Here is a 22705-nt window from a genome sequence, read left to right on the forward strand (position 1 = left end):
TCATTTTTGAATCGTCTTTATAATAAAGATCATTATTTAATTGGTAATTGCCCCCCCAAAAGATTGATCTTTTGAATAAATTTTAAACTGTCCCAGGTTTACCATTTACGACCTATTATTAACTTATTTAATTACAAATCGAATGCAGAAAAAAATATTTGAAGAATTATTTGAAAATTATTTGCAAAGGAACCTCTCAGAAGCTGAAGAACAAAAACTGATGGAACTTATTCGACATGGTAAATATGATGATTTCATTAAAGAAAAAATTCATATCATGCTTAAAGAAAAGACCGGGTCTGAAGTTATGGGCGATGAGCAGAGTGCTTATATTTTAAGATGTATTTTGTCTGAGCCAAATAGCAACAGAGAAGTAATTAGATTAGAACCGCAAAAGAGAACCAGAAAAAGAGCTGTTCGCATCCTATTTGCAGCAGCCGGTATTATAGCTTTAATAGCACTTGGTAACACCTTATTTTTTAAACCCCAATCCGCAATAACAACCCCTGTTACAGGACAGCCTGCAATTGCAGCAAATACTTCAATAGATTTTAGCGGGAAACAGTTAATTCGTTTGCCTGACGGAAGTACCGTACTTCTGAACGATAACGGTACCTTAAAATACAAACAGGATTCTTTTAATACCAAAACCCGCGAAGTTACACTTACCGGAGAAGCCTTTTTTGATATTAAACGAAACGAAAAAAAGCCTTTTATCGTGCATACAGGAAAGGTACAGACCAAAGTTTTAGGTACGGCATTTAATATTAATACACATAATTCGTCTGATAATATTGAGGTTACCGTTGCAAGAGGTAAGGTTCAGGTTGGAGATGATGAGAAAATTTATGGCATAATCACTCCAAACCAGCAGATTAAAGTCAATAAAAATACACTGAGCTTTGAGCAAAATAATATTAGTGCCGCTGTCGTGACGGAGTGGAAAAGTAATTACCTGATTCTGGATGATGTTAATATGGAAGAAGCAATTACTTTAATTTCTCATAAATACAAAGTACAGATTTCACTGGCAAATGAAAAGATTAAAAATTGCAGAATAACAGCCAGTTTCTTAAATGATGAAGATCTGGATCATGTCTTAAAAGTAATCAGTAGTGTTATTGAAACAGAGTACCGATACAATAAATCCGGAACTATCATTCTGGACGGAAAAGGCTGTGAATAATTAAAAACTTAAAAAGGCTGACTAAACCTCCTACTTTAGAAAGCTAAATAAAATAAATAGTAACCTTAAAACCAAACCCTATAAGATAAAATAAAAAAGCCATCCAGCTCCTACACCAGATGGCCCAGATTCTTAATAATTAAACCAGTAACCATTAAAAACAAGCAAATTTATGAAATTACGCTTTAAAACAACCATGTTTGAAAGGGAAAAGAACAACTCTTTGTTCGGGCTTTCAAAAAAAACCATTATGATCATGCGAATCAGTTTATTTCACATTTTTTTACTCACCTGCGGTACTCCTATGGTATTTGCAAATGAAATGAGTGGTCAAAGTTTAGAAACCATATCTATTGATATTGAACTTCATAATCAGGATATTAAAACTTTATTTAAAACTATTGAAAATAAAACAGGATTACTGTTTGCCTACCAGCCGCAGATGATTGCCAATTTTCCGAAGATTTCAACATCCCGAGGAAAACGTGCAGTAAGTGAAATTTTGGATCGTGTGCTTGAAGGGAGTAATCTAGGATACAGGCAAGTAGATAAAAATGTGGTCATTTATAAAAAAGAAACGGTTAAAACAGAAATTGGTTCATCCGGAAAAAATAATGTGCCAGAAAAAGACCGTACGCTTACGGGAAAAGTTTTGGATGAAAAGGGATTTCCACTACCTGGTGTTTCTGTTTTACTTGTAGGAAGTAATAAACACGGTGTAACTGATTTTGATGGGCAATTTTATGTTGATTTACCACCTGGAAAGCACACGCTTAAAGTTACTTATCTAGGCTACAAAACACAAGAAATTACTGTTGAAGATCAAAATTCAATAGTGATAAAATTACAGCCTGATTTAGCCAAATTAGATGAAGTTGTTATTATTGGATACGGTACAACAACAAAAAGAACTACCACGGGATCTGTAGTTAAAATTACGGCTGAAGATATAGAAAAACAACCCATAACAAACATCCTGCAATCATTACAGGGACGAACTGCCGGGGTTTTTGTAACGCAGACTTCTGGATATGCAGGAAGCGATATGAATATTAGTATACGTGGTCGAAATTTTATTGATGGAGACAACCTTCCTTTTTATATTATAGACGGAGTTCCTTATATAGGCGATGATATAAAGGAGCAGGCACAAAAAGATGGAAGTGAGGCAAATATGCAAGTGGTCAGAGGAGCACAAAAAAGAACAAGTCCACTAAACATTCTTAATCCAAATGATATAGAAAGTATTGAAATTCTTAAAGACGCTGATGCTACGGCCATTTACGGTTCAAGAGGAGCGAATGGTGTTGTACTTATTACAACCAAAAAAGGAAAGGCAGGAAAAACAGAATTTACTATAACGACAAACTCCGGGGTTTCTGAAGTAGCCCACATGGTAAAAACATTAGATACCCCTGCTTACCTCAATATGTTACAAACTGCCTTAGATAATAATGGTGATGTTGCAGATGTAGACAGTAACGGTATTGCTATTACAGACTGGGATCCTAATGCATACACCAACTGGCAGGAAAAACTGATAGGCGGTACAGCAAACTTCAATAACTATTCAGGTTCCCTAAGAGGTGGAAATGATGAAACAAACTTTCTTTTAAGTGCCGCTTACCATAAAGAAACTACTGTTGTACCCGGAGATTTCACCTACGATAAATTCTCTACTAATTTTAATGTAAATCACAGTACACTAAATAAGAAATTAAAAATAGGAGCATCTGTCCTTTTCGCTACAGATCATAATCAGCTTCCATTTTTTGATATTACAACTTATGCAGTTGGTACTGCTCCAAACCGCCCAACTTATAATGCAGATGGCAGTTATTACTGGTCTCCGGATTATTTTAGTGACATTAACCCTCTTGCAGCTCTAGGGAAAAGAGTTGATGATAAAGGAATTAACTTAATCACCAGTTTAACCCTTCAATATGAAATTGCTAAAGGGCTTTCTTTTAAAACAGATTTGGGATACGGAAGAGCTCAAATGCTTACAAAGCAGTTTATGCCTGCATCTGCCAGTAACCACGCATATGATGAAGCAAATGGATATGATACATCAAGATCTTATACTACTTCAACAAACAATAGCAATAATTTTACCATAGATCCTCAGCTTAATTATACAACCCAATTATGGAAAGGTAACCTTGCAGCACTTGTTGGAGGATCCTGGCAAGACAGAAAAGATGAAATGCCGGCTTATTTAAGCGCTTCTGATTATTCTTCGGATAACTTAATTGGTAATGTAGCGGCAGCAGGAACAATATCTGCAACTAATGGAAGCTCAGAATACAAATACCTTTCGCTTTTCAGCAGACTTAATTATAATATTGAAAACAAATACATTCTGAATGTTAACTTCAGAAGAGATGGTTCTTCTAAATTTGGTGCTAATAACCGTTATGGAAATTTTGGTTCTGTTGGAGGGGCATGGATTTTTACCGAAGAAAAGTTCTTAAAGGACAACTCATGGCTAAGTTTTGGTAAAATCCGCTCCAGCTATGGAGAAATCGGAAGCGACGAGATTGGAAATTACGAATATGCCGATACTTATAAAGCAGCTACTTATGGTGTTGGAAATCCTTCTATGGCTGCTACCAAAATTGCCAATCCAAATATTAAATGGGGACTTACCAAGAAATTTGAAGCAGCTTTAGATTTAAGTTTCCTTAAGGATCGTATCTCTTTTACAACAGCTTATTACAAAAATAGCTCTAGTAATCAATTAGTAAGTTATACACTAAGTCCACAAGCAGGATTTCCGTCTTACACAGCAAATTTACCTGCTCAGGTTGAAAATCAGGGCTGGGAGTTTACCCTTGGTACAACAAACATCCGTACCAAAGATTTAACGTGGTCAACTTCTTTTAACATTTCGACTAACTCCAATAAATTGGCAAAATTTGATGGTATTGAATTTAGTAGTTATTACTCTCAATACGTTGTAGGCAGACCTTTAGGCGGTCGATATTTATATACTTATACAGGCAATATTAATGGAAAACCACAATTTAAAGATGCAAACGGCGATGGAAAAATTTCCCGCGGATTAGCAGATACAAAAGTGGGTGACAGAGAATATTATGGCCCAGCATATCCGCAATATTATGGTGGTATCTCAAATACAATTAGCTATAAAGCCTTTACTCTTGACTTTTTATTCCAGTTCGTAAAACAGGATGGCACAACATTAATGGCCACTCAGGGTGCACAGCCAGGATATCCTTACAGTACGGCTAATTTTCAGGTAGATGAGTATAGAGATTACTTAGCGCAAGGAAATGTCCTAAGCTCAGGTTATCAGAGTGGCTTTTATGACTATATGGGGTCAAATGCTACTATAATAGATGCATCTTATATAAAACTTAAAAATGTGAATGCCTCTTACCAGATTCCTCTAAAGGAAGGAGCTCAGAAATATATAAAAGCAATCCGTCTTTCGCTTCAGGGGCAGAATTTAGTAACCTTTACAAAATACAAAGGACTTGATCCGGAAACACCAGGCTTGGCATTGCCTCCATTACGTACGATCACTTTTGGAACTCAGTTTACATTTTAATTCTACAAATTATGAAAAATATTTTCACTAAATATACCTACATATTTTCGTTTTTAATTTTAGCAGGACTTACAGGCTGTGAGGATATGCTGGATGTTGACCTTTCTGTTAACGAATTATCATCTGAAACCGTATATGTTTCAGATCAAACTGCAGATGCTGCGGTAAACGGAATTTACCAGAGTATGGTTACCTCATTTTACTACAATAATCTACATCATGTTCTTGGACAGACTTCTGACGAATTAATACCTCAAAATGGTATTGCAACTGTTTATAGTAGCAATGAAATTGAGGAAATTGATGGTACTATAGGCTCGATGTGGTCAGAATTATACAAAACAATTTATAATGCCAACAATGTTGTCGAAGGAGTAAGCAAAAGTAAGACACTTAATCCTGTTAAAAGCAAACAATGGATTGCAGAGGCAAAATTTTTAAGAGCCTATTGTTATTTTTACCTGACTAATATTTGGGGTGATGTACCATTAGTACTCACTACAAATATTGATGTTTCTGCATTGTTGCCGAAATCATCTCAAGAAGCTGTTTATGAACAAATTATACTTGATTTAACGGATGCTTCAAAAGATCTTCCAACGGATTATACAAAATATAAAGAACAACAAAGAATCAGAGCTACAAAATGGGCTGCTGAGGCTTTGCTTGCACGAGTAAATTTGTATTTAGGAAAATGGACTGATGCAACTACACATGCTACTGCAGTACTAAACGAAACGGGAACTTACAAAATAATTACAGGTTTGAGTGAATCAAACAGTCCGTTTATTTCAGACAATGAGGAGTCTATTCTTCAAATACCTTATTATAATGTCAATTATACTTATGAAGGTGCTTTTGTATTTACAACCGCTGGTCGGTCATTATTAAGAAAAGGAAATGCCCTTTTTGAAACCGGTGATGACAGAAAGACAAAGTGGACAATTGATATTAAGGATAGAAACGGTGCATTTTTAGGTATTGCACCATATAAGTACAAAGTTAATTTTGGTAGTTCTTTTTCAGAACGCTCAACAGTACTTAGATTGGCAGAGTTGTATTTGATCAGAGCCGAAGCCAGAGTAAAATCAAATGATATTACCGGAGCTCAGGAAGATATCAATGTCATTCGAAACAGAGCTTTATTAAGCAATACTACTTTAACAGATCCTAATCAATTACTGGATTTAATTGCGCTGGAAAGACAACGTGAATTTTTTGCAGAAAACGGACACAGATGGATGGATCTTAAAAGAACCGGAAAACTGGATGAAACCCTCTCTGTTTTATCAGATAAAATCTGGAAAACTACTGACCGTTTATATCCAATACCTGAACAAGCTATTCGCTCTAATCCTTTCTTAAAACAAAATTCAGGATATTAAACACTAAAATTGATGCAAGAATGTGTTTTTGATTAAAAATACATTCTTGCAATTTTAAAAAACACTATGGAAACAACAATTGTAAGAGTTGAGGATTTGTCGCATCAATATAGTAAGGATTGGGCAATACAAAATATTAATTTTGAAATTAAACAAAACAGGATTCTGGGGCTTTTGGGCTCTAATGGAGCCGGAAAATCAACCACGATGAATATTCTTTGTGGCGTTTTAAACCAAACTCATGGAAATATTTTTATTGACGGAATCAACCTGAAAGAAAACCCTGTTGAAGCTAAAAAACTAATTGGTTTTTTACCCCAGACACCACCTTTGCATTTAGATTTAACAGTAAACGAATATTTAATTCACTGTGCAGAATTGCGTCATGTTAAAAAAGAAGATTTAAAAAATGCAGTTGAAAAAGCCAAAGAAAAATGCGGGATTTCACATTTCAGCCACCGATTGATTAAAAACTTATCCGGCGGATACAGACAGCGTGTGGGAATTGCACAAGCCATTATTCACGAGCCAAAACTGGTGGTTTTAGATGAGCCAACCAACGGATTAGACCCAAACCAAATTTTAGAAGTTAGAAATTTAATCAAGAAAATTGCCCAGGATAAAGCTGTGATTTTTTCGTCACACATTCTTTCTGAAGTTCAGGCTACATGCCAGGATATCAGAATGATTGAAAACGGACACATGGTTTTCGCTGATACGCTGGATGCTTTTAATAATTATATCGAAGCCGATAAATTAACGGCAAGTTTCGAGAATCCGCCAACAATCGACGCCTTAACTGCAATAGATGAAATCACAGCAGCAGTTTATCTTTCTCCTAAAAAAGTACAGATTACTTTTAAAGGAACACAGGAAGTTGCTGAAAAAATTGTAGCTCAGAGCGTTTCAAGCAATTGGAAATTACGTGAAATTCAGTTCGAAAAAGTCTCTCTCGATGAAATTTTTGCCCAATTATCTAAAAAAGCACCTTCAAAAAACGCTATCCTTTCTTAAAAAACAAATAAATGAAAACAATATACAGAATCGCTAAAACTGAACTCAACACCATGTTTTATTCGCCGGTGGCATGGGTCGTTTTAGTCATATTTTCAATCCAGTCCAGCTGGAAATTTTTTAACACAGTCGAACGTTTTGAAAAAGCACAAAAAATTGGAGAAGGAATGCATAACCTTACTCAAACTGTCTTTTCCGGATTCAGCGGATTATATACGGAAATGCAGGAATATTTATACCTATACATTCCATTATTGACTATGGGGTTGGTAAGCCGCGAAATTAACAGTGGTTCTATAAAACTTTTACTTTCTTCTCCCATAAAAATTAAGGAAATTGTAATAGGAAAGTATTTGGCTATTGCAGTTTACTGTTCATTATTTATTGCAATTCTGGGACTGCAGGTTGGAATTGCCTATTTCGCTATTGAAAATGTCGATCTCAAATTTGCACTTTCCGGACTTATAGGTTTGTATTTGATGGTTTGTACTTATGCAGCAATCGGGCTTTTTATGTCGTGCCTTACTTCGTATCAGGTTGTGGCGGCTATTAGCACTTTGGTTGTTTTGGCTGGTTTAAATTTTATTGGCAAATTATGGCAGGATATCGAATATGTAAAAGACATTACTTATTTCCTGTCTATTGCAGGCCGTGCCGACGAAATGCTTGAAGGTCTTATCATTAGTAAAGACGTCTTTTATTTTATTTTAGTAAGCGCTCTGTTTATTGTACTGAGCATTTACAAATTACAAACCGGAAGAGATGCACAGACTATTTCAAAAAGAGTTCTAAAATATAGCTTATTAATCACTGTCGTTTTGTCCCTTGGTTATATCACGTCAAGAGCCCCTTTGACTTTGTACCATGATATGACCCGTACAAAAGACAAAACCCTTACCGAAAACAGTTTAGCGATAGTTAAGCAAATGAAAGGACCGATTAAGATTACAGCTTATGATAATCTTCTGGACATTAATTATTATATGGCTATGCCTTATTTTCAAAATCAGGATATTGCCAGTTTTGCTAAATACACCCGTTATTTGCCTCAAATTCAGATGGAATATGTGTACTATTATGATACATCTACGAATACAGCATTGTACGCACAAAATCCGGGACTGAATGATAAGCAGCTTGCTGAAAAAATGATAGAGTCCCAAGATCTGAAACTAAAAAAAGTATATAACCCTGCCGAAATTAAAAAAATTATTGACTTAGGACCAGAACAAAACCGCGTAGTCAGAACGATAGAATACAACGGAAAGAAAACATTTTTGAGAATGTATGATGATATGTTCAAATCTCCTAGTGAAAAAGAAATCTCGGCAGCCTTAAAACGCTTGGTGGTGACTGCCCCTAAAATTGTTTTTGCAACCGGTAACATGGAACGCAGTGTAGACAAAATTGGAGATAAGAATTACAAAACAGGTTTCAATGAAATTACTTTCAGATATTCCCTAATCAATCAGGGCTTTGATGTATCTTCTGTTGATATTAATGCGCAGGATGTTCCAGAGCTGACAGATATCTTAATTATTGCAGATCCAAAAACGCAATTAAGTCAGGGTGCTCTTGACCGTATCAACAAATATATCGATCAGGGAAAAAACCTGATGCTTTTAGCAGAGCCTGAAACGAATTCGGCTTTAACTGCAATTACCGATAAGTTAGGTTTAGGGTATACCAAACAAACATTGGTTCAGGAAAGCGAAATCAATTCTCCGGATTATTTAGTAACGGAACTTCAAAGAAATGTAGATTCGACTTTAATTAAGTTTAGCCCCAATCCAAATAATAATCCAATTCCGTTTTTAGGAAGCAGTGGTATAAAAATAGTTAAAAATGCAGGGTTTAAAGTAACCCCACTTTTAAAAACAAACAATCAGCCAGCCTGGGAATCACAAACTGGAATTACATCAGTTTCACCGGAATTGAAAAAACAGCCTGCTGTAAAATCAGTTCCTCTTGTAGTAGCTTTAACCCGAAACATCAATGGCAAATCACAAAAAATAATCGTTGCCGGTGATGCTGATTTTATGGGTAATGCTGAGTTGAGCCGAGGCGGATCAGGGACATTTCAGTTTGTTACAGATCTCTTCAGCTGGTTCAGCAATTATGAATTTCCAATAGATACAACACGTCCTGAAAGCACAGACAATAAAATAACAATTAATGCAAATCAGGTTTTCATCAGTAAAATGGTCTTCATCGGACTGTTTCCTTTATTGATTATATTAAGTGGTGCTTTTATATTAATTAGAAGAAACAGAAGATAAAATCCCCCTCTATGTTGTCGTTAAAAATGATTTTCGATTTAATTTTTGCCCCCCAATCAAAAAAACACCGAATTGACTTTTTAATGACAACCATTGGGTAAAAAAATAAAAAAAATGACTAAAAAAAATATCATCTTTGGGATGCTGCTGTTGTCTTTTCAAGGAGCGTTTTCTCAATTCAAAACTACAATTCCGCTGGATAAAAACGTTACAACCGGAAAATTAAAAAACGGTTTGACCTATTATATTCTGCATAACGAAGAACCAAAAGACAGGGCGAGTTTTTACTTTGTTCAAAATGTGGGTGCCATATTAGAAGACGACAATCAAAACGGACTGGCGCATTTTCTGGAACACATGGCGTTTAACGGAACGGAACATTTTAAAGGAAAAGGCATAATCAAAATGCTGGAAAAAAACGGTGTTAGTTTTGGTAAGGACATCAACGCTTACACCGCTCAGGACGAAACGGTTTACAACATCAGTACTGTTCCGGTAACCAACGAAAAACTAATCGATTCTACCCTTTGGGTGTTACACGACTGGTCCGGTTCTTTATCTTTAACCGATGCAGAAATCGATGCAGAAAGAGGTGTCATCCGCGAAGAATGGAGAACAAGAAGAACGAGTGATTTCCGTTTAAAAATGCAGACCGATCCTGTTTTGTACAAAGGTTCAAAATATAGTAAACGCGATGTGATTGGAGATTTGGATATCATCAATAATTTTAAATATGCTGAATTGCGTAATTACTATAAAAAATGGTACAGACCGGATTTACAAGCTGTTATTATCGTTGGAGATATCGATGTAAAAGCCATGGAACAAAAGGTAAAAGCAATATTTTCTGGTATTCCTTTAACTAAAAAAGCTACACCAAGAACGTATGAAATAATTCCGAAACATGACGAATTGTATTTTGAAACTGCTTCAGATAAAGAAGCTTCTTCAACAGCTATTACTTTGCGGTACATCATAGACGAACCACTTATAAAAGATAGTCTTGTAACACGTAAAAACGTCATGAACTCTTTTTATACCAGTATATTAAACAATCGTTTTAACGAACAACTCTTAAAAAATCAAGGTTCAAGCCTGAATTTAAAAACCTATTTTAGCGAAATTTCAAGATTAAATACCACTTATAATATTTTGGCTTTAGGTAAAAAAGGAAAAACGCTGGAGGCATTTGAAGAAGCCTACACAGAAGCAGAACGTTTAAAACGCTTTGGTGCGATACAAGCCGAATTAGACCGGACTAAAAAACTTTTTATAAGTTCTTACGATGATTTTATCAGTAATAAAGATAAAATTGACAATGAAACATGGGCAGATAAATTGACAAACTATTTCCTGAAAGCCAAACCTTTTCTTTCGGCTGAGGATGATTACAAACTAATAACAGGCATTATTAAAAGCATCAGTTTAGAAGAATTGAATGCTTATGTGAAAACCATTCAAAAACCAACAAATCAGGTGGTTTTGGTAACAGGTTCTGATCAGGATAAAAATGATTTCCCAAACAAAGAAGCCGTTGTTAATGTCATGAAAAAAGTGGAAAACATGACTTTAGAACCTTATACAAAAAAAGAAAACAATGCGCCTTTAATAGAAAAAGAATTAAAACCAGCTGCCATCAAAAAAACATTTGAAGTAGCCGGAATAAAAGATGCCAAAGGATATATTTTAGAAAATGAAGCTAAAGTAATTGTGCTTCCAACAACGTATTCTCAGGATCAGATTGTTTTCTCAGCATTTTCAAAAGGAGGTAAATCTTTAGTAAAGACAGAAGATCTCGCTTCTGCCGAAATCGCAACTGTTATTGCAAGATCTTCCGGACTAGGCAACTTTGATAATTTAGGTTTAAAAGAAAAGCTCGCCGGAAAAATGGCACAGTCATCTCCTTTTATTGGTGAAAATACGCAGGGATTCGAGGGAGGTTCAAATAAAGCCGATCTAGAAACGATGCTACAAATGCTTTATCTTTCTTTTGAGTCACCACGTTTTGATTCGAACATTTTTAATATTCTAAAAGAACAATATAAAAACAATTTAGAGAATATTAAAAACGACAATGAAAATGCTTTTAAAGAGGCTGTTGACTTAGCGAACTCTAACCAAAACCCACGTACGTTTCTGTTCAACGAAAAATTCCTGGAAGCTATTGATCTGAAAAAAGCTGAAAACATCTACCGTGACCGATTTAAAAACGCGGCTGACTTCACGTTTATTTTTGTTGGAAATATTCCGGAATCAGGATTAGAATTGATTCAGAAATACATCGGAAATCTAAAATCAAATCCGGCTGTAAAAGAGAATTATGTCAATCATAACATTGAACCTAAAAAAGGAAAAACAGTTGTTCATTTTAAACGCCCAATGGAAGTTCCTAAGACAACTGTTTATTTAAACCTAACAGGTAAAACCGAGTACAGTAAAGAAAACGCAATGAATATTTATGTAATCGGGCAATTATTATCAAAACGATTCCTGCAGACGATCAGAGAAGAAGAAGGCGGAAGTTATGGGGTAAATGTAGGCGGAACCTTAGAACAGATTCCAGCACCAACTTTTAGTCTCGCACTAAATTTTGACTGTAATCCTGATAAACAGGAAAAATTGATGCAGATTATCTGGAAAGAATTAAATGATTTAAAGACGGTTCCGGTGAATACAAATGATTTGGAGGACATTAAAAAAGCGCTCCTAAAAAACAGAGAAGAATCGCTTAAAACCAATTCATTCTGGAACAGTACCATTTATAATAACACTTTAAATCAGATTCCGTTTTTACAGGATGAAGACTATAAAAATTTAATTTCTAAAATTAATCAAAAAACTATTCAGCAGTTTAGTAAGCACGTTTTGGATAGTTCTAGTAGTGTTGAGGTAATTATGAACCCTGAAAACACATCAGGAAAGTAAGAGCTTTAACATACATTTTTTTTATTTTAATTAGTTTTAAAGGCTGTCTGATAAAGACAGCCTTTTTATTTACACTCAATATATATACTTTAAATAGGAGAAAATAATTTATCTTTTCATTAAATCTATAGGACTAACCTACAATGACGAAGAGAGTGTATGCAAATTTTTTTTTTGATATCGTATCCTTAATAATCCTGAAAATGCTGAATTCTTAGAGCATCTTTTTACATCTTGTAACCAACTTGACGAAAAAAAAATCAGAAGTTATAGAAAAAGTGCTCATATCCTCTTCCTGAAAATAAATTGTAAGATTCAGTTTTCAATTCTTACTTATAATTGACAAAGTGCTTTAAACAAAAAGATTGTAGATTTTATCCTAAAGCATTAAAATTTATCAGGATAGTATTCACTATTGCTATTGAAATTAGTTTTATCTTAGCAGATATAAAAACATTTTAGATTTTATTTTTTTTTAGAAATAAAAATAAAATTGACCTAAAACAAGATGATTTTTCTGATTCATAAATGATTTTAAACAAAATCAAAATTATTAAATTTATCCTGCACAAAATGAAACATAATTACAGTCTTCTATTGGCTGACGATGATGAGGATGATTGCGCTTTTTTTAAAGAAGCACTTGATGAACTCACACTTCCTGTTACTCTTATAACAGTTAATGACGGTGTAGAGCTTATGAATCATTTGACTATAACAGATTCAGATAATTTGCCAGATTTGCTTTTTCTTGACTTAAATATGCCACGTAAAAACGGGTATGAATGTCTGGCTGAAATAAAAGAAATCAACGAGCTAAAAGAGCTTCCGGTGATTATTTTTTCAACTTCTCTGGATATGGAAATTGTAAATACAATGTATGATAAAGGTGCTTTATATTATATTCGCAAACCCGGTGATTTTTCCAAATTAAAACAAGTGATAGGGAATGCACTTAAAGTAACAGCCGAAACCAATTTTAAAAAACCTGAAAGAGAGGATTTTATTCTTCAGCCCTAAATATTTACCTGGATACGCATGACAAATAAAGAGTATTATTTTCTTCAGGGTGGAGGCGAAATGGGAGAGCTCATTCGGAATAAAGATTGGAGTAAAACACCATTAGGAACTCCGGATATCTGGCCGCAAAGTCTTCGTACTTCGCTCGGTATTATTTTGAACTCAAAATTCCCAATGTTTTTATGGTGGGGCGATGAACTTACTTGTTTTTACAACGATGCATATCGTCCAAGCCTTGGAAACGAAGGTAAACATCCTAAAATTTTAGGACAAAAAGCAGAGGACGCCTGGCCTGAAATCTGGCCAATTATAAACCCTCTTATTCAGCAGGTATTAGCAGGAGAAGAATCTACATGGAGTGAAAATCAGCTTATTCCAATATACAGAAACGGAAAGATTGAAGATGTCTATTGGACATTTAGCTACAGTCCGGTACACGATGAATCCGGAAAAATTGCCGGTGTAATGGTAATCTGCAGCGAAACAACAGAAAACATATATTACCTTAAAAAATTAGAAGAAAGTAACAACCGCTATCTAAACAATATCATTCAGGCTCCAACTGCAATGTGTGTCTTCAGAGGAAAAAATCATGTTGTGGAAATTGTAAATGACATGATGCTTGAGATTTGGGGAAAAAGCAAAAATGAAGTCATAAACAAACCTATATTTGAAGGCTTGCCTGAAGCAAAAGGCCAAGGTCTGGAGTCAATACTGGATAAAGTTTATCAAACAGGAGAAAAATTTATTGCAAATGAACATCCTGTCAATCTCCCCCGAAACGGGAAAATAGAAACCACTTATATCAATTTTGGATATGAGGCATTAAAAGAAGCCGATGGAACGATTTCAGGCATAGTAGCCATTGCTATTGAAGTAACAGAACAAATTATATCCCGTTCAAGAATAGAGGAAAGCGAGCATAAAATAAGGGCATTGGTAGAAAATGCTCCATTTGCCATTGCAGTTTATACTGGTGAAGAAATGATTATTGAGCTGGCCAATGAATCTATTATCAATATCTGGGGAAAAGGAAATGATGTAATTGGAAAATCATTTATGGATCTTTTACCAGAGCTAACCAATCAATTGGTGTTTGAGCAGATTAAAAATGTTTATAAAACCGGACAACCCTTTCATACAGAAAATACACCTCTGGATTTACTGGTAGATGGAAATTGGGGAACTTATTATTTTAATTATCAATTTACGCCATTGTATGATTTGAAAGGAAACATATATGGTGTTATGAATACCGGACTTGACCTGACAGATCTGAATTTAGCTAAGAAAAGGGTAGAAGAAAGTGAAGAAAATTTACGCAGTATGGTACTGCAATCTCCAATAGGTATTTGTGTATTGGATGCAGCAACTTTAGTAACCGAAATAGTAAACGACAGTTTTATTGAAATAGCCGGAAAACCTTATGATGAAATAGCCGGTAAATACTATTGGGATGCATTCGTGGAGGTAAAATCGTATTATGAAGAGGCTCTTGAAAATGTAGTGGACAATGGTATCCCTTTTTATATCAATGAGGTAGAAATGATACTTGTTCGACATGGAAAAGAAGAAACTATATATGTAACCTTTGTTTATGCCCCACTTAAAAATATTGAGGGAGAAGTAAAAAAAGTTGCTATTTGGGTTTTGGATAACACCCCTCAGGTAAAAGCAAGACGCGAAATTGAAGAGGCTAATAAACAATTCCGTAATACTGTAAAACAAGCTCCGGTTGGAATTACCATTTTAAGAGGTCAGGAGCATATAGTAGAAATGGCCAATCAAGCTTATCTGAAACTGGTTGACAGAGACGAAGCATCCTTTGTAGGCAGACCGCTTTTTGATTCTTTGCCTGAGGTAAAAGAAACAGTTAGTTCCCTATTAGATGCGGTTTTAAATACAGGTATTCCCTATCACGGTAACGAAGTACCGGTTCCTTTAAGAAGACAAGGTATTGAGGATGTTTGCTATTTTGATTTTCTTTACCATCCGCTGAAAGAAGAAGACGGAAAAATTTCGGGTATCATTGTAACAGTAACTGAAGTAACTGAAAAAGTAGAAGCAAAAAACGAAATAGAGCAAAACGAACAACGACTTAATATTATAGTAGAAGCCAGCGAGCTTGGTACCTGGGAATTGAATGTAAAAACAAAAGAACTTATCTATTCCAACAGATATCTCGAAATCATTGGCGGGTATAAAGAGTATGTAGAATTAACCCATGAACAGTTACTTAAACATGTCCATCGGGATGATCTGCCTATTAGAGAAAAAGCCTTTAAACATGCAATTGCATCAGGACATCTTTATTATGAAGCAAGGGTAATATGGAATGATGGGTCTGTTCACTGGGTAGAAGCAAAAGGAAAAGTTTTTTATGATGCAGATAATAAATTAGAAAGATTATTAGGTACTGCCAGAGATATTACAGAACTAAAAAAACACCAGCAGGAACTCGAAGAAAGCGAACAAAAGTTCAGGCTTCTTGCCAGTTCAATGCCTCAGCATATCTGGACATCAGATACAGACGGTAATTTGAATTATTGTAATAAATCGGTTTATACCTATTCCGGTTTAACGCCAAAACAAATAGCTGAAGAGGGCTGGCTGCAAATTGTACATCCTGACGAGAGAGCTGAAAGTTCAAAAGTATGGATGGAGTCAATTGCTACCGGAAAAGATTTTTTATTTGAACATCGTTTCAAAAGACATGATGGTGTATACCGCTGGCAACTAAGCCGTGCAAGTCCGCAAATAGATGAAAACGGAAAAATACAAATGTGGGTAGGTACAAGCACTGATATAGAAGATCAAAAAACTTTTACCAATGAATTGGAAAAACTGGTAAAAGAGCGTACAAAAGAACTTAGTTTGATAAACGAATCTTTGAGAAAAAGTGAGGAACGTTATCATTTAATGGTAGAGGAAGTACAGGATTATGCCATATTGTATCTAAATCATGAAGGAATAGTTGAAAATTGGAATATAGGGGCAGAAAAAATAAAAGGATACAAAGCAGAGCAAATAATAGGGAAATCTTTTTCAATTTTTTATACAGAAGAAGATCGAAAAAATAACCTGCCTAATAAACTTTTACAATTAGCCCGTGAAAGAGGAAAAGCAGTACAGGAAGGCTGGCGCATTAGAAAAGACGGAACTCTTTTTTGGTCAAGTGCGGTCATAACAGCTATTCGTAACAAAAAAGGTGAAGTTATCGGATTTTCAAAAGTGACACATGACCTCACAGAAAAAAAGAAAGCTGAGGATAAACTAAAGCTAAATGCATTGGAACTCGAGCAAAAAAATATAGAATTGGAGCAAATGAATAAGGAACTCCAGTCTTTTGCTTATATCTCCAGTCACGATTTACAAGAGCCTCTAAGAAAAATACAGACTTTTGCCACACAAATTATAGATAGAGAATCCGATAACTTATCAGATGTTGGAAAGGATAAATTTCAAAGGATGCAGAACGCGGCAAAGCGAATGCAAACTTTGATTAATGATCTTTTGGCTTATTCCAGAACCAATGTACAGGAAAGGATATTTGAAAAAACAGATTTATCAGCAATTATTGATGAAGTAAAGGAAGACCTGAGAGAAGAATTAGAACTGCACAATGCGGTCATAGAAAAAGGGAAAACGTATGTAATAGATGTTATCCCATTTCAGTTTAGACAGCTTTTGTATAATTTAGTAAGTAATTCTCTTAAATTTTCTAAGCCGGAAATACCGGCATTAATAAAAATTAACAGCAAAATAATTAAGGGAGCAACATTGACTCATAAAAATGTAGTCCCTGATATTGACTATTGCCATATTAGTATTTCAGATAATGGTATTGGTTTTGACCAACAATACAGTGCAAAAATATTCGAAGTGTTTCAACGTTTACACGGAAAAATGGAGTATACAGGAACTGGAATAGGATTGGCTATTGTTAAAAAAATCGTAGAAAATCACAACGGATTTATTATGGCAAGTGGCAAACAAAACAAGGGAGCTACTTTTGATATTTATATTCCTGTAAATCAAAATAAACAATAGACCTTTCAAATTAAACAGTCTTGCATGTAACAATATTGTTTTTTGATTAGTTTATGGAGAAAAAACATGGAATTTAGTTTATCCTTTCGAGAGACTTTTCAATTCTATTTTTTTCAAATCAATTGATAAAACCTTAGTAAGTTTTAAGAAAATTTGCCTTCTGTAGCGGAAGCTTTTACGCATTAGGTTACTAATTTTTCGTTTTACTTTTGGTGTTACCTCATCCAGAAATATCATTTTCTAATAGAGTTGTTTTTGTGATCTAAAGACAGATTTTTTTAAAAGGAACCTATATCCATTTGATTCAATGCTCATAAATTATTCCTAAAGTATTGAATTAGTTCAACAAATTAAATGAGGATTTCTGTAAAATTTGTACCACAAATTAAGTAACCCCTTTTAATCAATTAATTATGAAATTTAAAAAAATTGCTTCACTGCTATTAGTATCAATTTTTTTTACTGTTTCCTGCAGTAAAGAAGATAGCAGTGCCGATCAAAATGAAAATGCGATAGCTATTCTTGATCTTGCTCCCAGTACAGCCAAAGTTGGTAATTGCGCTGAAGTTCCCGGCTGGGCTTCAGAAAATGGAAACACAACAGGAGGCGGAAGTTCTTCAGAGACACCAGTCACCACTTATGCTGCCTTAAAGACAGCAATTGAAAACAGTGCTGTAAAAGTTATAAAGATAACTGGTACCATTCAAATTCCGGCTACTGCTACCGGAAGGTTATTGCTTCAGGGACAGTCAGGAAAAACCATATATGGTGCAAGCGGTGCAAAATTGGTATCAACAGATCAGACTACAGCAAATTCAGGGATTATTAATATTAAGAACTGTACCAATATTATCATCAGAAATTTAATTTTTGAAGGGCCGGGAGCTTACGATACAGACGGCTGGGACAATGCTATTATTGATAATTGCCAAAATGTTTGGGTGGATCATTGCGAATTCAGAGATGGAGTAGATGGAAATTTAGACATTAAAAATAAATCTGATTTTGTTACAGTTTCTTACACTAAATTCAGTTATCTGAAAACGCCAAAAGCAGGAGGTCCAGGCGGAACGGACGATCATAGATTTTCAAATTTAATTGGTTCAAGTGATACGGCTACCGGAGATCGTGGAAAATTAAGAATCACTTTTGCGAGATGCTGGTGGGGACCTGGATGCAAAGAGAGAATGCCAAGAGTAAGATTTGGAAAAGTTCATATCATAAACAGTTATTTTAACAGTTCAGTTAGTAATAAATGCATCATGGCAGGCTTTGAAGCAGATATCAGAGTTGAAAAAAATGTTTTCGAAGGTGTTACCAAACCTATCGATCTAATGACGGGTTTTACAGCCATCACAGAACTTGACAATAGTTTTCCAAATACCACAAATACTGTAAGTGGGAGTAACGCTTTTACACCCCCATATACTATCGTTACACTTCCTACAGCTTCTGTAAAAGCTGATGTTACAGCTAACGCAGGTGCCACTTTTACAGGAAATATTTGTGGTTCTTTTTAATTATATTTTACCCGTGGGTGTAATTATAGAACATAAAAACATAATAATGTACGCATTAATTATGGTAAAGAAATTGTATTGAATTAGCCTTTTAATTACCCGACGGGTTAAAATTTAAGAAGCATATATTTCAGTTTTTTGAGACTGAATATATGCTTCTTTTAATTATTCATAAAAAATGAAGTTAAGATTCTATTTTACAAAAAAAATATATAATGACGTAGTTGTATTTGCTACGACTATTTATCACTTATAAAAAACGTAAACTATTGCTTCTTTATTAAATCAAGTGCAATAGCCTTGTCTTCTAAAGCTTTTTCAAGAAGCTCTATTTTTTTTTGATAAATTTTATTAAGTTTCACAACTGCATCCATTTCCTTGGTTTTTTCAACACCAGTTTTATCAAATATAGAGCTTTGGAAATTAATAATGTCATCGATATCTACTTCTAGAATAATAGCTATTTTTAGTAATCGGTTTTGCCCTAAAATAGTTTTACCCTTTTCAATCTTGTTATAAGCCGACTGTGTTATCCCCAATTGACCAGCCATATACTCCTGAGTATAATTTTTTAACTCTCGTATATTTTTAATATTATTGAGTATAGAGTTCCACATATTGGTACGGGTTGTAATATTTATATTTTACAATACACAAAATTAGGCAGATTTGTGCTTCAAGACAGTAAAACTTACCTCAAGGTAACTGATTAAAAGTAAAATATTATTTAGCCATTGTGTCATCTGAATTTGGAACAGTTTTTCTTTTTTTAATCACACATTTACAGGCGAAAACCAATAGATAATTTTTCTACATACTGTAAGTTCTCATAGTATCATTTTTGATTATATTAAAATAAAATTTAAAGCATAAATACCTTACATGATAAGTAATAAAAAAAGATATTTTTGATTACTTGATTATTACCCAAAGATAGCTAGACTAAATATTTAGAACCAATGACTATAATAGACGAAAATATCCCTAAAGGAAAGAATAGGCAAGAAAGAATTTTGAATTGTAAAAAAGAAGTAGTCCCTATTATGGACGCCATTTATATTATAACCGGCAAATGGAGGATTCCTATTACGATAGCACTCATGGAAGGAAATAGAAGATTTAGTGAGATTATGAAAGAAATTCCTAAAATCACTTCAAAAGTATTGGCACAACAATTAAAGGAAATGGAGCTTAACGGATTCGTTGAAAAAAAGATTTATAAAGACAGTGTAATAAGAACGGAATATGAACTCACTGAATATAGCTGGTCGATAAAACCTGTTATATTGGCACTAAGAGACTTCGGTATCAAGCATCGTGAAAAGTTAAAACAGGAAGGTAAAGTGTTGTGAAAAATTATCTTTTTCTCAGGTGCTTTAAATTAGCTCTTTAAGAATATAAAGGATGATTTTCCATTTAGCGCAGGAAGTGAATTATAAGTATCTAGGAGGTTCAGATGATCAAAATCGATTATTTCTTTGCAAGCCCATATAGAGTTTTTTCAAATCTGACATTACATAATATTTCTAACTACTTAGAAATATTATGTAATTGTATGTTCCTGAAATCAATTGGAGAACTTTCATAATTTAATGAAATTTTACCTTCTTTAGAAGAAGCTTCCTCACATTCGTTTACTAATTTTCCGTTTAGATATTGCGATATTTTACCGTTTAACGATTTGATTACAATAGAGTTCCATTCGCCGTAAGGTTTTTCGTTTTCAATAAATTTGGGAGAAGTTACACTCGCACCCGCCTCAACTAATTTACCGTTTACCTTAGCGGTTACCTGATCTAAAAAAATAAAGTCACCTGTAGTGTTCTCTTTTATCTGAAACTGAATTCCTTTTGGCCAAATTTTGTCAGGTGAATCTGCAGGTATGTTGTACATAACACCGCTGTTTTTCTTGTTTTTAGTTTTAAATTTTTCTTCTATATTCCATCTGTACTCTAAACTAAGTTCAAAATTCTTAAAGCTTTTTTGAGACATTAGATAGCCATTGTTTTCACCATACATACGTATCATTCCATCGGAGAAATCATATGCTTTTGAAGGTTCTAGCCTTGCTGTGCTGGTTTTTGTAAAAGCATACCAATCATTCATGGTTAAGCTTTTTTGTTGTACAGCACATGAGTTCAAAATTAAAAGTAAGGCAAAAGCAGAAGTTATTTTTTGGAACATAGTAAATTAGGAATTTAAAAAAAGAAATTTATCTAATAGTTTAATACGGTAAAAATAAGAAATAGAAAACTTAGGGAGTTTATTTTATTTGAAAACATTATTTTAAATATATGGTAATTGATACTAAATGGTTAATGGCAAATTGTTTACTCAACCTGATTTGTATCACTAATGCCAAAGTGTAAATTATTGTTTCACCTTTATGGAAGCAATGCTCGAATTGTAAAATCAGTTTCTTTTTACCCTGTATGATCTCTGCACAAACAATGAAATTTAGTATGTATTTTTTGTTTTTGTTGAAACATGAGTTTGTTTTTATGTTTCTTTTTGATAAAATAAAATTCTTTTCACAAGGGGAGATACTATATTAAATTTTGTACAAAACATAATATTTAAAAGCAACCGATTGTTTTTGTCTTCATTTATTTAGATGTCTTACTTTAAATTAATACTCTTCTTTGTTTTTTAATATTTTATGTAAGTATTATGTGTTTATATGTAAATATTTAACACTATTTAGTAATATTTTAGCTCCAAAATAATTTCAATTTTTAATATTTTCTGAAAAACGTATTTTTATTATTATTTTAGGCTTATTCGTATTTTATTTTATAATATTCATTTTAAAATGGTTTAATATTATTTTTTAGAAGATTATAAGTGTTTAGTGTTAGTTAGATAAAAGCCGGGAGTTTTCTTTCGGCTTTTTGATATTTATACTAAAACGTTTCCGGGTACTTGATGTTTAAAGAGTATTTTTTATCAATCAAACAGTTCTGAATGTAATTGTGTTTTGAATAATTCGACCTGTTAGATTTAAGGTGTTTAGCGTATAAAAATCTCTCAAAGTAGTTGAATAGGAGCAATATTAATAAATTATTAAATGAATAAAAAACAAATAATTTCAATAAAGGTTTATTATACTTTTGTAAGCATCTTCTTTAACGATTAAAATTATATTATGAGCTCTAATTTGATAGTAAGGTTACGAGAGGGAGATGATTCTTGCTTTAGAGAAATCTATGATTTATATCATTTTAAAGTATTTTGCTTTGTAAAAAAATATACTGCGCAACTTGCAGACTCAGAAGATGTGACGCAAAATGTGTTTATTCATCTCTGGAAATACAGAACAAAATTAGACTCAAACACAGATTTAGAAGCAGTTTTGTATAAAAGCTCGAAACAGGAAATTTCGAAATGGTATAAAAAACAAAACCGAATTTTTTCAGTTGAAAATGATCAGTTGATAAAAGAGTTAGACAGTGCGTCTGAATCTGATGATGATATCAGTTTAAAATTGGAAAAAATAGAATATCTGCTGAACAAAATTCCTGCAAAAAGGAGAAAAATATTCAATCTTCATAAGTTTGAAGATCTCAGTCACAAAGAAATTGCATTAGAAATGGATATGTCACCAAGTGCGGTGGCAAATCAAATTTCTAAAACATTGCAATTTCTTAAAAAGAATTCAGTCAAAAACCATGAACTTTATTGGTTTGCCTTATTTCTTATAAATCAATCAGAAAATATTTTATAATTAAGCATCCTGAGTTGATTACTTAACC

Annotated in this window: 13 protein-coding genes; 11 read left to right on the forward strand and 2 right to left on the reverse strand. The window is 33.7% G+C overall.

Features of this window, described 5'->3' with window-relative positions:
* Positions 1-142: 142 nt before the first annotated feature.
* From FLACHUCJ7_RS19445 to FLACHUCJ7_RS19485, 9 genes are all read left to right on the forward strand, one after another.
* On the forward strand, positions 143-1186 hold the full coding sequence (locus tag FLACHUCJ7_RS19445; protein WP_180910116.1) for a FecR family protein: 1044 nt from the start codon (positions 143-145) through the stop codon (positions 1184-1186).
* A gap of 172 nt (positions 1187-1358) precedes the next feature.
* Positions 1359-4760, forward strand: coding sequence for a TonB-dependent receptor (locus FLACHUCJ7_RS19450; protein ID WP_180910117.1), 3402 nt, complete (start codon positions 1359-1361; stop codon positions 4758-4760).
* 11 nt (positions 4761-4771) lie between these two features.
* Positions 4772-6145: a RagB/SusD family nutrient uptake outer membrane protein gene (locus tag FLACHUCJ7_RS19455; RefSeq protein WP_180910118.1), complete on the forward strand. Its 1374-nt coding sequence runs from the start codon at positions 4772-4774 to the stop codon at positions 6143-6145.
* A 66-nt stretch (positions 6146-6211) separates the two neighbouring features.
* Entirely contained in the window at positions 6212-7159 is a 948-nt protein-coding gene (locus FLACHUCJ7_RS19460; RefSeq protein WP_180910119.1) for an ABC transporter ATP-binding protein, read from the forward strand.
* Positions 7160-7170: 11 nt separating this feature from the next.
* A complete protein-coding gene (locus FLACHUCJ7_RS19465; protein WP_180910120.1) occupies positions 7171-9438 on the forward strand; it encodes a Gldg family protein in 2268 nt (755 codons plus the stop codon).
* Between the two features lie 114 nt (positions 9439-9552).
* A complete protein-coding gene (locus FLACHUCJ7_RS19470) occupies positions 9553-12363 on the forward strand; it encodes a M16 family metallopeptidase (RefSeq protein WP_180910121.1) in 2811 nt (936 codons plus the stop codon).
* Between the two features lie 573 nt (positions 12364-12936).
* On the forward strand, positions 12937-13383 hold the full coding sequence (locus FLACHUCJ7_RS19475; protein WP_031457402.1) for a response regulator: 447 nt from the start codon (positions 12937-12939) through the stop codon (positions 13381-13383).
* 18 nt (positions 13384-13401) lie between these two features.
* On the forward strand, positions 13402-17433 hold the full coding sequence (locus FLACHUCJ7_RS19480; RefSeq protein WP_180910122.1) for a PAS domain S-box protein: 4032 nt from the start codon (positions 13402-13404) through the stop codon (positions 17431-17433).
* Between the two features lie 413 nt (positions 17434-17846).
* A complete protein-coding gene (locus FLACHUCJ7_RS19485) occupies positions 17847-18953 on the forward strand; it encodes a pectate lyase family protein (RefSeq protein ID WP_078226491.1) in 1107 nt (368 codons plus the stop codon).
* 266 nt (positions 18954-19219) lie between these two features.
* On the opposite strand, the gene FLACHUCJ7_RS19490 is transcribed toward FLACHUCJ7_RS19485, so the two are convergent.
* Complete coding sequence (locus FLACHUCJ7_RS19490; protein ID WP_035137010.1) at positions 19220-19570, reverse strand: helix-turn-helix domain-containing protein; 351 nt, start codon at positions 19568-19570, stop codon at positions 19220-19222.
* Positions 19571-19912: 342 nt separating this feature from the next.
* Between FLACHUCJ7_RS19490 and FLACHUCJ7_RS19495 the strand changes: the two genes are divergently transcribed.
* Positions 19913-20305 carry a winged helix-turn-helix transcriptional regulator gene (locus FLACHUCJ7_RS19495; protein ID WP_180910123.1) on the forward strand — a complete coding sequence of 131 codons (393 nt, stop codon included), beginning with the start codon at positions 19913-19915 and terminating at the stop codon, positions 20303-20305.
* A 178-nt stretch (positions 20306-20483) separates the two neighbouring features.
* On the opposite strand, the gene FLACHUCJ7_RS19500 is transcribed toward FLACHUCJ7_RS19495, so the two are convergent.
* The gene (locus tag FLACHUCJ7_RS19500) at positions 20484-21059 is read right to left on the reverse strand and encodes a 3-keto-disaccharide hydrolase (protein ID WP_180910124.1); all 576 of its coding nucleotides are present in this window, start codon (positions 21057-21059) and stop codon (positions 20484-20486) included.
* 1039 nt (positions 21060-22098) lie between these two features.
* On the opposite strand from FLACHUCJ7_RS19500, the gene FLACHUCJ7_RS19505 reads away from it, so the two are divergent.
* Positions 22099-22677, forward strand: a complete 579-nt coding sequence (locus FLACHUCJ7_RS19505; protein ID WP_078226495.1) for an RNA polymerase sigma factor — start codon at positions 22099-22101, stop codon at positions 22675-22677.
* Positions 22678-22705: the final 28 nt, after the last annotated feature.

Origin of the sequence: Flavobacterium salmonis (genome assembly GCF_903819435.1) — a bacterium.
In the GTDB taxonomy this organism is placed as follows: Bacteria; Bacteroidota; Bacteroidia; order Flavobacteriales; family Flavobacteriaceae; genus Flavobacterium; species Flavobacterium chungangense.